Origin of the sequence: Clostridium pacaense, from assembly GCF_020709765.2 — a bacterium.
Taxonomy (GTDB): domain Bacteria; phylum Bacillota; class Clostridia; order Lachnospirales; family Lachnospiraceae; genus Enterocloster; species Enterocloster hominis.
Genome location: NZ_JAJFEB020000004.1, coordinates 367,585 through 380,409 on the forward strand (window position 1 = coordinate 367,585; position 12,825 = coordinate 380,409).

General features: G+C 50.9%; 10 protein-coding genes. All 10 read left to right on the forward strand.

Translation table 11 applies throughout. The annotated features are described in order from the left end of the window. Positions 1-23: 23 nt before the first annotated feature. The 10 genes from LK536_RS39825 (at position 24) to LK536_RS39870 (ending at position 12,825) form a co-directional block, all read left to right on the forward strand. Complete coding sequence (locus LK536_RS39825) at positions 24-1,709, forward strand: O-antigen ligase family protein (RefSeq protein ID WP_227795398.1); 1,686 nt, start codon at positions 24-26, stop codon at positions 1,707-1,709. Next, positions 1,706-1,864, forward strand: a complete 159-nt coding sequence (locus LK536_RS39830) for a hypothetical protein (protein ID WP_227795397.1) — start codon at positions 1,706-1,708, stop codon at positions 1,862-1,864. The genes LK536_RS39825 and LK536_RS39830 overlap by 4 nt, the downstream gene beginning before the upstream one ends. Positions 1,865-2,068: 204 nt before the next feature. Next, entirely contained in the window at positions 2,069-4,294 is a 2,226-nt protein-coding gene (locus tag LK536_RS39835) for a diguanylate cyclase domain-containing protein (protein ID WP_506092120.1), read from the forward strand. Between the two features lie 157 nt (positions 4,295-4,451). Next, positions 4,452-5,057 carry a TetR/AcrR family transcriptional regulator gene (locus tag LK536_RS39840; protein ID WP_227795395.1) on the forward strand — a complete coding sequence of 202 codons (606 nt, stop codon included), beginning with the start codon at positions 4,452-4,454 and terminating at the stop codon, positions 5,055-5,057. A 27-nt stretch (positions 5,058-5,084) separates the two neighbouring features. After that, positions 5,085-5,747: a nitroreductase family protein gene (locus LK536_RS39845; protein ID WP_008717263.1), complete on the forward strand. Its 663-nt coding sequence runs from the start codon at positions 5,085-5,087 to the stop codon at positions 5,745-5,747. 123 nt (positions 5,748-5,870) lie between these two features. Continuing rightward, on the forward strand, positions 5,871-8,075 hold the full coding sequence (locus LK536_RS39850) for a sensor histidine kinase (RefSeq protein ID WP_227795394.1): 2,205 nt from the start codon (positions 5,871-5,873) through the stop codon (positions 8,073-8,075). Continuing rightward, positions 8,038-8,733, forward strand: coding sequence for a response regulator transcription factor (locus LK536_RS39855; RefSeq protein WP_008717258.1), 696 nt, complete (start codon positions 8,038-8,040; stop codon positions 8,731-8,733). The genes LK536_RS39850 and LK536_RS39855 overlap by 38 nt, the downstream gene beginning before the upstream one ends. 118 nt (positions 8,734-8,851) lie before the next feature. Then, positions 8,852-9,895 (forward strand): GGDEF domain-containing protein, encoded by a 1,044-nt coding sequence (locus tag LK536_RS39860; protein WP_227795393.1) that lies wholly within the window; start codon positions 8,852-8,854, stop codon positions 9,893-9,895. 2 nt (positions 9,896-9,897) lie between these two features. Continuing rightward, positions 9,898-10,881: a response regulator gene (locus LK536_RS39865; protein WP_227795392.1), complete on the forward strand. Its 984-nt coding sequence runs from the start codon at positions 9,898-9,900 to the stop codon at positions 10,879-10,881. Positions 10,882-11,043: 162 nt separating this feature from the next. Further along, positions 11,044-12,825 carry an ABC transporter ATP-binding protein gene (locus LK536_RS39870; RefSeq protein ID WP_227795391.1) on the forward strand — a complete coding sequence of 594 codons (1,782 nt, stop codon included), beginning with the start codon at positions 11,044-11,046 and terminating at the stop codon, positions 12,823-12,825.

A 12,825-nucleotide genomic window follows, 5' to 3' on the forward strand; every position in this document is an offset into this window, starting at 1 on the left:
CAGATGGAGTATCGGAGGCAGCCATGGTATCAGCCATGGCTGCTTCTGGGATTTCCTTAAAGGGAGTAATCATGGATAGTAGTAAGAAGACCGGCATTTTAAATATCGTAAGGTTCCATTCAGCATGGAAAAGTACGAATTGTGCACTGGCAGGTGTTTTCGCTGTCATCATAATTGGGGTGTTCCCCCTTGTGTTCAGGGATTATTACTTTGACATACTGAATTTTAAGACATATTTTTATTACAGGGTTGTAATTATCTTTGCAGCCGTGTTCCTGATGGTAAATGGAATCTTTCTGAGCCTGTCAATCTATCTTGGCTGTGTGAGGAACCCGGGCAGGAACCGGCTGTTTAACGCCGCTGACTGGTCCATGCTGGATTTCATACTGATAGCAGGGATATCCACCCTGAAGTCCGCGTCTCCGGCTGCGGCCCTGTTGGGAAGCGATGGGAGGTTCTCCGGCCTTCTGCTGTGGATTGCCTATGCGTTCATGTATTTTGCCGTAAGCAAGAACCTGCGGTTAAGACAATGGTATCTGGATCTGTTCCTGGGGGCAGGCATGGCGGCCTGCATCATAGGAATCCTTCAATACTTTGATATGGATCCCATCGGCTTTAAGAATCTGATGGATCCGGAACAATACTATATGTTCACATCCACCATTGGGAATATTAACACATATACATCCTATGCAGCCCTGCTGGCCGGGGCATCCGCCCTGCTATTCTTTACGGAGGAGGCCGGGATAAGGAAAGCATGGTATCTCCTTTGCATGTCAGTCTCGTTCTTTGCACTGATTACCGGAATGAGCGATAATGCCTACCTTGCAATACTGGTCCTGATTGGGCTTTTACCACTGTACGCGTTCAAGAACCTAAGGGGGGCCAGGACTTATATCTTCATACTTGCAGTGCTGGGGTCTGAATTCTGGATCCTTCCCAGGATGACAAAGCCGTCTTCTGGCGCTGCAGGCCATATGGGAGGATTGTACCGGGTCATATCCGGCTCCCATTACCTGATTGTCCTGGTGGCGGCCCTTTGGGCCATGTACTTCATACTGTGCCGGATGATACAGAGGCTGCCGGATACACACCCCCTTATGCAGGATGGGAACAGGGGAAGGTGGGTCTGGCTGGCGTTCCTGTCCATGGTGGTCATCCTGGCCTGCTTTGCCCTTTATGATGTGAATGTCCGTGGAAATGCAGGAAACTACGGCGGATTGGCGCAGTACCTGGCAATCAATGACGACTGGGGGACGCACCGCTGGTACATATGGAGGATTGGAATGGAGAGCTATGAAGGCTTTCCCTTTACACAGAAACTGTTTGGGGCCGGACCCGATACATATGGTGCGGTTGTCATGGAGAAGTATTATGATGAGATGGTGATGCGCTATGGGGAATTTTTCGACAGCGCCCATAATGAATACCTTCAATATCTGGTAACGGTGGGGCTGGCCGGACTTGCGGCCTATCTGGCGTTGCTGGTTACATCCATCCGGAAAATGATCCGTTCGGCCGGGAAACGGCCCTACGTGATGGCAATTGCCTTTGCGGTAATCTGTTATGCCGCCCAGGCAGCGGTCAATATCAGCGTCCCCATCGTGACGCCTGTCATGCTGATGCTGCTGGCCATGGGGGTATCCGGGGAGGATGGGACCGATAAAGGCATCCCAGACTTGATACATAAGCAGGATGGAAAGGAATGAAGAAGATGATAGCAGTTATCCTGATACTTTTAGCCGTATGCATCATAGGAATTGTCGTCTATTGCTGTGCTGCAGGAACCATGCCATACGGACGTCAGGCGGACGATGATGCCCAGATGGAATACCTTCACAGATACAGGGAGTCCAGGGAATGATGGGAGCAGTATTCCCGGATTTCCCGGATGACGGAAAATGATTCCTGGGCTTTCCGCAGGCTTGGACTGTCCTCCCATGGTTATGGAAAAGTCCTTGTGCCATCTCCTTGTAATATGGGGGGCATTTTGGTATAATCGAGGGATATGATTACATGAACAGGCAATGGGAGCGGTTGGATGATGACACAGCCAGGAAGAACGATGATGACAGAGGACATTTTAGGATTACTGGGTACCGGAATCAGCAAACATTATATGGATGATCCGTTATCGATAATTTGGTGCAATCCCGCATTTTATAAGATGCTGGGATATAAGGAAGAGGATTTTTTACGTGAATACCCTGATTTCAGGCGGTATTACGGAATGGAGCCGGGTGTATTTGACGGGCTGAAGGCCTGTTTTGAGGAGACATATGCACAGGGCCGGGGAAGCGCCGTATATCAGGCTCCCATGACTGTGTGTAGCGGGGAATCCATATGGGTGGAAATGAACGGCACAATCGTGGAATCACCGGAAGGCGGCCCGCCAATCCTCTATATCCTGTACTCGGACATCAGTAAGTGGATGCTGGAGCAGGAGAGGCTGGGCAGGAGCAGGGAGAAAGAGACAGGGAATTTCAGGTGGATGATGTCCGAATACGCGGGAAATGTCTACATCAGCGATATGGACACATATGAGCTGCTGTACCTGAACAAGCATGCCAGTGAAACGCTGCAGGTCCATGCGGATGCGCTGATTGGAAGAAAGTGCTATGAGGTCATCCAGGGAAGATCCTCACCATGTCCATTTTGTACGAACCAGTATCTGGAAGAGGATGGGACCTATGAATGGGAGTTTTACAATCCCAACCTGAAGCGCACCTTCATCATCAAGGACCGTATGATAAACTGGGAGGGACGCAGGGCGCGTATCGAGCTGTCCTATGACATGTACAGCACTGAATATAAGCTTGCCAAAAAGGACCAGGAAAGGGAGGCCATATTAAAGACCGTTCCCGCAGGCATGATACGCCTTGATATCCGGGATTACCGCACCGTGCTGTGGTACAACGACATATTCCTCAAGATGATTGGTTATACGAAGGTGCAGTTTGAGGAGGAATTACATAACCAGTGTACGTATATGAATCCGGACGATTTTAAGCGGGCCGTCAAGCTGGCCAGGGGATTAAAGCAGTCCGGGGAAAATGTGGTGCTGGAGGCAAGGGCGTACACACGCTCCAGGGAAGAACGTATATGGACGGTAACCCTGTGCTATATCAGCGGGGATGACAGCTGGGACGGCATCCCTTCCATCTACAGCGTAGGGCTGGATGTGACGGAAGAGAGAAGGAAGATGGAGACACTGAGACACCGGGCAGAGAAGGATGCATTGACCGGTATCTATAACCGGGAGGAGACAGAGCATCAGATTGGAACGTACCTCATGTCCAATCCGGATACCATGGGTGCCCTGTTCATGATTGATACGGATAATTTTAAGCAGATTAATGACACCCAGGGACATATGATTGGGGATGTGGTGCTGACGGAAATCGCCTCCGGCATGAAAAAGCTGATGCGGGAAAGCGATGTGGTGGGTCGGATTGGCGGTGATGAATTTACGGTTTTCATGAAGGATATTACTTCTGCTGAGGATGCAGAGGAAAAAGCAGAGGAACTTCTGCATCTGTTCCGCCATCTGTTCGAATCGGAGAAAAGTCCTATTAAAGTAAGCTGCAGCATGGGGATTGCCATCTATCCAAAGGACGGCGCCTCATTTAAGGAAATCTATGCCAGCGCTGACAAAGCCTTATATCAGGCTAAGAGCAAGGGAAAGAATAACTATGTGATTTATAATGACGGCACTGCGGCTGATATGGGAGGAAGCGGCCTGTCATCCATAGGCGCTGCAATTGATTCGGAGCGGCAGTATGCAGAGGGCTTCGATAACCTGGCGCGCTACGTGTTCCGTAATCTTTACCAGACAAAGGATTTTGACCGTACGGTCAATATGGTCCTGGAAATTGTGGGCAAGCAGTTTGATGTGAGCCGTGTTTACATATTTGAGAATACGGAAGACGGGCAATACGGGTCCAATACTTATGAGTGGTGTAATGAAGGCATTACTTCCAAGATGGCGGGACTGCAGAATGCCAATTATAAGGAGCATGGGGATTATCAAACTCTTTTTGATGAAAATATGATTTTCTACTGCCGGGATATCCACAGCCTGAAACCGGAGCACGAAGCTTTGTTTGCCAGCCAGGGTATCTGTTCCGTCCTTCAGTGTGCCTTTGAAGCGGATGCTGTTTTTGCCGGATTTGTGGGATTTGACGAGTGCACGGGACTGCGTCTGTGGACCCAGGAGGAAGTCAGCACCCTGCAGCTGATTTCCCAGATATTATCAATGTTCCTGATACAGAATAAAAGGAATAGAAGGATATAGAAGAAATAAGGCAAGGAAGGATACTTGAAAAATCAGTTTGCCGGTCATCCCTGTGATGGCCGGCAATTTTTTTCATGTAACATACCGTTGAAATGTTGACAAGTGTTAATATAAAGGATATAATATATTAACACCTGTTAATTTGGAGGGATATGATATGAACACAGATACAAGCGGAAAACCCCCATACCATTTTGGTAATTTAAAAGAAACGCTTATTGAACAGGGACTTGAGTTAATCCATGAGGAGGGGATTGAAAAGTTTTCTTTACGAAAGGTGGCGAAGAAAGTCGGTGTATCGGCGGCTGCCTGTTATAATCACTTTGGGAATATTGATGAACTGCTTGAAGGGATGTACGGGTATGTCGTCCGCAGATTTACAGCCGTCCTGGAGCAGGCGGTTGAAGATAATCCCTGTCATTACGTTGCTCTTTCCATGGGCGTTGCCTATGTGGAATTTTTTGCAAAGTATCCCCACTATTTTAATTTCTTATTTGACAGTGAGTATCTGGGCATTCAGATAAAAGAAACCGAAATCACATGGAACCGCTCCTTTACTCCATTTGAAGTTTTTGTAAATGGTGCAAAAAGAGGGATGAGGGAGCTGGGCATTGATGAAAAAGAATTAAGGGATGACCTTTTGGTAATGTGGGCAACCGTACACGGTCTGGCGGCAATGGCTAACATGAAAGGGATACAGTATGAAAATGGTGACTGGGGCGCCCTTACGGAGAGGATACTGCTTAACAAAGTAATGCTGTAACATAAGTTGGGATAGGAGGAATTAATCATGACGGAATCAGAGGCAATCAGGGCGAGGCACGCGGTCAGGAACTATACGGCAAAACCGCTCCCGCCGGCAGTCATAGGTGGACTGAAAGAAGAAATTGAACAGTGTAACAAGCTGGGACAGCTGCATATCCAGTTAATAACGGAAGACGAGGGGGCATTTAAAAGCTTCATTCCCCTATTTGGCAGATTTAAAAATGTGAAAAACTATATTGCGCTGGCAGCCAGAAAGCAAAGCGGTTTTTATGAGAAGTGTGGCTACTATGGAGCACGTCTTATGATTAAAGCCCAACAGGCAGGCCTGAATTCGTGCTGGGTCACAAATACGTACAATGCGAAAAAGTGTCCGGTTTCGTTAGCTCCTGATGAGGAATTGGCTGGTGTCATTGCGATTGGTTATGGCGCTTCTGACGGTACGCCGCATAAGTCAAAGAGCATGGAACGTCTATGTAAGCCGTGCAGTGAGGCATGGTTTATAAATGGCATGAATGCGGCTGTTCTTGCCCCAACAGGTCTTAACAGACAGAATTTTTTTATTGAAGCTGATGGGAATACCGTGTCCATCTGCACAAAGGACAATAGTCCCATGTCCCAAATTAATACCGGCATTGTGAAATACCATTTTGAGATTGGCGCCGGAACTGAAAACTTTAATTGGAAATGATTTCAGGAGTCCCTGCTTCCGGCCGGAACCTGAAAGAAGAAATAAATCTTTCTAATTATTGCTGTTCCTGCTATACTTAATACCAGGGATGTCCTGTCAGGAATACAGCAGAGGCTGACCAGGATGGCCGATGGGCAGGCGTCTTCCATTGTCCTGGCAACCCAGGAGACAGGGCAGATATCAGACGTGGTGCAGACCAACCCTGCCGCTGCTGAAGAGGGCGCTGCTGCCAGTGAGGAACTGGGACGCACAGCTGACAAAAAGCAATTTTCAAACACATCCCAGGACACGCGTGAAGGGTTGGGTTTGTATGGGGGAAGGCTGATGGGAACAGGGAAAATGAACCAGGGCAGAAGGATTCTTTTTATAATCCTGCCCTTGATAGTGCTTGCAAGCCTGTCACTGTGGTATCTGAGGAATTTTTACCGGGTGGAATTTGTGCAGATGACCGGGGTGGAGCCGGAAAATGGGATATATGACCTGACCGGAATGGACTTTTCCGACGGTTTTGTACGCCTTCAGGGGGAATTGACGTACATACCGGGGGTGGTGACACCGGAGGAATACGCTGCGCGGGAGGACGAAGCAATCCAGGCCCGTCCCCAGGACATGCCGGCCGCCACCAGCCGTATGGTCATAAAGGTCCCGGACAATGACGTATACATGATGGAATGCTCCAGCATAGATTATGCGTACCGCGCTTATGTGAACGGGGAGCTGCGGTTCCAGGCAGGTGTGCCTGCGGATGATGCAAAGGATTTTGTCCCCGGTTACAGCGAAATGCAGCTGGAGGTCCGGCCGGAAAACGGCGTGATTGAGTTTGTACAGCAGGGAGCAAATTTTGTCCACCGGACAGGAGGCGGCCATAGCGGCGTGTATTTTGGGAAACCCGAAATCATACGGCGTTTCACCGCTCTGACCGTGCTCACGGAGGCCATTAAGGTCGGCCTGTTCGCGGCGCTGTTTTTTGTCCATCTGCTGCTGTTCGTGGTGCAGGGAAGCTACCGGGCAAACCTGTATTTCTCGCTTCTCTGCCTTGCATGGACCGTGCGCAACGGCCTGACCGGCACCAAGGTGTTCTATGCCCTGTTCCCGGCAATCCCCTGGCAGGCTGCCTACCGGGTGGAGCATCTTACGCTGCCTGCCGCTTTTATCCTGCTCATACTGCTGGCCCGTAGGGTATTTCCCGGCATTGCGCAGAAGTGGTTTGTCTGGGCGGCCGGCGTTTTGGCGGCCATATTTGCAGTGGTATGCCTGGCAGCGGATACGGTGCTGCTGTCCTGGGTGCAGCTGTATTACAACGGGATTTATGCGGCGGCCGTGATTTATCTGTATGCCAGGTTCCTTATGAAACTGCCCGGCATGGCAAGGAAGGGAAACCTGCGTACGGAACAGGCCATATCCCTTGCAGGTTTTGTGTTTTTCCTGTATGCAGGCGTCCATGACCAGCTTTACCATATGGATGTCCCGCTGCCGCTGGATTTTGCCATGACGGACGCGGCCATGATGATTTTCTCTTTTTTCCAGATGACGGCTATGTTTTACGGTACCATGCAGGAAGCGGCCCTTGCCCACCAGCGGGAACGGCAGGCGGAGACGGAGAAGGAGATGCTGGCAGAGATGAACCGTCTGAAGAGTTCCTTCTATACCGACATGTCCCATGAGATGAAGACCCCCTTGACGGTCATTGCAGTCAATGCCCAGTTTGCCGCCCAGAATATCAGGGCCGGTATGGTGGATGAGGAGACAGTGATGGACCTGAATGCCATCTCTGCCGAGGCCAGGAGGCTGGCACAGATGGTGACGGGCCTTGTGGGGATAGGGAGGATGCAGGGGTCGAAGGACGGCCTGCTTTCGCTTACGTCCCTGCTGACCGGGACATCGCGCATCTACCAGTCCCTGTTTGCCAGGAAGAATAACACGCTTGCCGTGGAGGTGCCAGCGGACCTGCCGCTTGTGGAGGGCAATGCGGACCAGCTGATCCAGGTGCTGATTAACCTGTTAAGCAATGCCAACCGGCATACTGCGGGAGGCTCCGTGATTATCAGGGCGAAGGCATTGGGGAGCAAGGTCATGGTCAGCGTCACTGACAATGGGGAGGGCATCCAGCCTTCCCTGCTGCCCCATGTGTTTGAACGGTTCTGTCACGGAGAGACGGGCGGTTCCGGCCTTGGGCTTCCCATCTGCAGGACAATCATTGAGGAACACGGCGGCCGGATTGGAATTGAAAGTGAAGAAGGCAGGGGAACCCGTGTGTGGTTTACCCTTCCGGTAAAGGAGGGACTGGGACATGAAGGAGACGGGGACAATCCTGTTGGTGGAGGATGACAAGAACATCCAGCGGACCAACCGGCGTATCCTGGAGCGGGAGGGGTATACGGTCCTGTGCGCAGGAAACCTTCACGGGGCACAGGCGCTGCTTATGGAACATTCACCGGATGCCATGGTACTGGATATCATGCTGCCGGACGGAAACGGTCTGGATTTCTGCGGGAAAATCCGGCCATACACTTCTGTCCCGGTCCTGTTCCTTACAGCCCTGGATGAAAAGAGCGAAATCATCGAAGGACTGCTGGCAGGAGGAAATGATTACATCACCAAGCCCTACGATGTGGACGAATTTGTAGCCAGAATCAAAGCACAGCTCCGTCTGGCCAGGATGAACCGGAGGGATGCCATGGAAGAGAGGATGCTGGTGCGCGATACCCTGTCCTTGGACCTTATTGCGCAGCGGGCTTATCTGGATGGAAAGGATATGCTTCTTACGCAGAAGGAGTATTCACTTTTGCTGCTCCTGGCACGCAGCCAGGAGGAAACCCTGTCCTCTGAATATCTTTATGAGACGGTGTGGAACATGCCCATGACGGCTGACAACAGGACCCTGAAAAAGCATATTTCCACGGTACGCAAAAAGATGGAGGAAGGAAACTGCAGATACACCATTACAGCTGTTTATGGCAAGGGATATACATTTGAGAAGGCTTAAAACGAAAACTGAATCAAGAGGCGAAAGGTGAAGAATATGTAACCTTTCGCCCCTTTTGCTTTTTCCGTGCTATGCTTAGATAAACCATAAGTATACCCGGATTAAGGAGAGATGCGGAATGAAGAAGGTACTCTTATTGCTTAAGGAAGAGAACAGGCGGTTAAACCAGCTGGCAGAGAAGGACTGGCTTACCGGGCTGTATAACCGGATGGCCATGGAGCATAAAGTCAACGAGGTTTTGGATTCCAGACAGCGGGGAGTGATGTTCGTTATTGACGTGGATAATTTCAAGGCAATCAACGACCGCTATGGACACATAGCCGGCGACACGGTGCTTAAAGGGATTGCGGACATGCTCGGGACACTGACATTGCGCAACGACCTGCTGGGGCGTGTTGGCGGGGATGAATTTGTCATCTTCATGCCCATCAGCCAGGGACCGGATTTCATCAAATCCAGATGCCGCCAGATTGAACAGCGGTTCATCAGCCTTCCGCCTTCCCGGTTCGCAGTAAGCAGGATTTCCCTCACGGTCTGTGGAAGCTGTTACCAGCCGGGAGACAGGTATAAGGATCTGTTTGACCGTGCGGACCAGCGCCTGCTGCAGGAAAAGTCCGGCCGCAGGAAACAAAAAGGAACGGCGGGAAACCATGGCCCGTACACCGACAGGGATTGCAGCCTGAAGGTGGACATGGCGCAGCTCAGCCGTGAACTGTCCGAGCCTGGGGACACGGAGGGTGCTTATTGCCAGGATTATGAAAGCTTCATCAATATCTACCGTTTGATGGAACGGCGCCTGAAACGGATTCAGTCCGATATTTTCAGCATACTTATTACAGTGACGGACCATGAGGGGGATTTCCCGGTGCTGTCGGAGAGAGGGACCCTTGTGGAAATGCTGTATCAGATCATCCGGCATTCCATGCGTTCAGGTGACGTGTTCACCAGGTACAGCAGCTGCCAGTTCCTGGTCATGGTCTGTGATGCGGCGCCTCCTGATACGGTTTCCATTGCAAGGCGCATCCAGAAAAAATTCAACCAGCACATATCCCAGGACAGTAAATATGAGCTTTGGTACGACATATATCCTTTAAAACCGGCACTTTCTGCTGATAAGGATATTTACGGCAATATAAGAACACCGGAATCCGGCAGGAGGTGAGCATGGATAAAACAATGGAGGGATTCACACTTAGCAGACCACGGCAGTGTCCTAAGGATGGAGCCATCAGGAATGAGCGGTTTGTGGGAAAATGTCTGAAGAAAATACATGCCGCGCCGGACGCGGAGGAAGGGCTGCGCTGTCTGTTGGAATTCCTGGGGAAATCCCTGGAATGTGACCGGGTTTATGTCTTTGAGGAGATGGACAGGCAGCATATCCGCAATACATACGAATGGTGCAGGGAAGGGGTTCCTTCGGGAATCGTCCAGCTCCCCTATGTGGCGAAAAAAGACCTGGTGAGCTGGTACGGACAGCTGGCAGGGGGAGGCAACATCATTGAACCTGCAGTGGAAAACCTGCGTCTGGGCAACCCACTGGTTTATGGATTCCTAAAGCCCCAGGAAATCCGTTCCATCATACTTAGCCCATTGCTTGTACAGGGCAGGATGGTGGGCTTTTTAGGCGCGGATAATCCGCCTCCCGGGAATATGGAACACATTTCAGTCCTGTTCGATGTGCTTTCTTATTTCGTGACCTCCCTTATCAACCAAAGGGAACTGGAAAAATTGCGGGAGACGCGGACCAGCCGGCCCCAAAGCCGGGCCGGTACGCCCCGGCATACAGGGAAAACCGTCCTGCTGGTAGATGACAGCAGGGAATTATTACACATCAATAAACGGGTCCTGCGGCCGGAAGGATATGACATCCTGTGTGCGGGGACGCTCAAGGAGGCCGGGGAACGGATTACGGAAAATACGCCGGATGCCATTGTCATGGATATCGACCTGCCGGACGGGAACGGTCTGGCATTTTGCCGGGATCTGCAGAAACAGGCCAACATACCCGTGGTGTTCCTGACTGCCCGTTCAGATGTCAGGTCAATGGGGGGATGGGAACAGGCGGGAGGCTATGCATTCCTGACAAAACCATACCAGCTGGAAGAACTGCTGACCGCCGTGGCAGGCGCCGTGGACAAAGGGACGTAGGTACCATAGCCGCAGGACTGAACCATATAAGCTATTGATTTTAGATGGCGCATCATGTATACTACATGTAACGGATTGGTGAGTCATCGCCATTAAGGAAAAGCCTGAAAAGGGGCGAGCAATCGTCTCTTTTTTCGTATGGGAAAAGGGTATGGAAACAATATGAAGAAAAATACGAAGTCCAGATATAGGAAAATCCAATTAATATTCAGGTTCCTTCAGGGTTCCAAGGTTTATTTCGGGGCAGCGGTGGCTGCATCGCTGATATCCACTGTGTTAAATGCACTGACACCTCAGATCTTCCGGTTCAGCATTGATGAGGTGCTGGGCGGGAACGGGGGAGGACGTCTGTCAGGCAACCTCTGGGAACTGGCATTGCTGATTGTGGCTGTAGCGGTGGCTTCAGGGATATTCACCTACGTAAGCCGTACCAACACGGCCAAAGCAGGTGAAAATTTTGCGAAGAATTTAAGGGATACGCTATTTATCCACGTACAGAAGCTGCCGATGAAGTGGCATGACAGGAACCAGACAGGGGATATCATCCAGCGGTGCACCTCGGATGTGGAGGTCATCCGCAGCTTTGTGGTGACACAGCTTTTGGAGGTGTTCCGCACCGCATTTCTTGTGCTTACGTCCTTTGTCATGATGTTTTCCATGAACGTGAAGTTATCCTGCATCGTCCTGCTGTTTGTGCCGGTGGTCATCGTGTATTCCACCGTGTTTTACAAATTGATAGCAAAACGGTTCACCACTGCGGATGAAGCGGAGGGGGAACTGTCCACCGTGGTGCAGGAAAATGCAACAGGGGTGCGGGTGGTGCGGGCATTCGGCAGGGAACAGTTTGAGATGGAACGGTTCGATGAGAAGAATAATGCATTTGCCAGGCTGTGGATCCGCCTGGGCACCCTGTCAGGGCTGTATTGGGGGATTGGCGACCTGATAACGGGACTGCAGGTGGTTGCGGTCATTATTTTCGGAGTGGCGGAAGCCGTGAATGGCGCCATATCAGTTGGCGAATTCATTGCATTTGCAGCGTATAACTCAACCCTTGTGTGGCCAATCCGCGGACTTGGGCGTATCCTGTCGGATATGAGTAAGGCAGGCGTCTCCTTTGAACGTGTGGATTATATCATCCGTTCCCAGGAAGAAGCCTATGGGAAAGAAGCTGATACATCCGGCAACAGGTATGATATCTCCTTTCAACATGTGACGTTTGGTTACGAGGAAGGAAAGGAGGTACTCCGGGACATTTCATTTACAGTGCCCCAGGGCAGGACCTTCGGGGTATTAGGGGGAACGGGCAGCGGGAAGTCTACCATAATCCAGCTCCTTTCAAGGCTGTATGAGCTGGGGGATGACGGAGGCAGTATCCATATCGGTAACAGGAATATCCAGGATATCCCCATCGAGGAGCTTAGGAGAAGCATTGGGATGGTACTGCAGGAGCCATTCCTGTATTCCAGGTCCATCCGGGAAAACATAGCGGCTTCGGTACCGGATGCATCCATGGAGGAAATCCGCCATGCGGCAAGGATTGCCTGCATCGATGATGCCATTATGGGATTTCCGGACGGATATGAGACACTTGTTGGGGAGCGGGGGGTCACCTTGTCCGGGGGGCAGAAGCAGAGGATTGCCATTGCAAGGATGCTGCTTCGGAGGACGCCTATCATGATATTTGATGATTCCCTGTCAGCAGTGGATTCCCAGACGGATTATGACATCCGCCGCGCGCTTAAGGAACATATGAGGGAGGCAACGGTCATCCTCATATCCCACAGGGTCACATCACTCATGGGTGCGGATGAGATCATGGTGCTCAATCAGGGCGGGATAGAAGAATGCGGGACCCACGAAGAACTGATACAACGAAACGGAATCTACCGCAAGATTTATGATATACAGATGAGCCGTGATGACAGGGCGAAGATGGAGGGATGA

What these genes read in the sequence shown, in the direction of transcription:
- LK536_RS39845 (WP_008717263.1), top strand. Translation starts at nt 5,085, where the DNA reads ATGACGGAATCAGAGGCAATCAGGGCGAGGCACGCGGTCAGGAACTAT.
- LK536_RS39850 (WP_227795394.1), top strand. Translation starts at nt 5,871, where the DNA reads ATGGCCGATGGGCAGGCGTCTTCCATTGTCCTGGCAACCCAGGAGACA.
- LK536_RS39855 (WP_008717258.1), top strand. Translation starts at nt 8,038, where the DNA reads ATGAAGGAGACGGGGACAATCCTGTTGGTGGAGGATGACAAGAACATC.
- LK536_RS39825 (WP_227795398.1), top strand. Translation starts at nt 24, where the DNA reads ATGGTATCAGCCATGGCTGCTTCTGGGATTTCCTTAAAGGGAGTAATC.
- LK536_RS39840 (WP_227795395.1), top strand. Translation starts at nt 4,452, where the DNA reads ATGAACACAGATACAAGCGGAAAACCCCCATACCATTTTGGTAATTTA.
- LK536_RS39830 (WP_227795397.1), top strand. Translation starts at nt 1,706, where the DNA reads ATGAAGAAGATGATAGCAGTTATCCTGATACTTTTAGCCGTATGCATC.
- LK536_RS39865 (WP_227795392.1), top strand. Translation starts at nt 9,898, where the DNA reads ATGGATAAAACAATGGAGGGATTCACACTTAGCAGACCACGGCAGTGT.
- LK536_RS39835 (WP_506092120.1), top strand. Translation starts at nt 2,069, where the DNA reads ATGACAGAGGACATTTTAGGATTACTGGGTACCGGAATCAGCAAACAT.
- LK536_RS39870 (WP_227795391.1), top strand. Translation starts at nt 11,044, where the DNA reads ATGAAGAAAAATACGAAGTCCAGATATAGGAAAATCCAATTAATATTC.
- LK536_RS39860 (WP_227795393.1), top strand. Translation starts at nt 8,852, where the DNA reads ATGAAGAAGGTACTCTTATTGCTTAAGGAAGAGAACAGGCGGTTAAAC.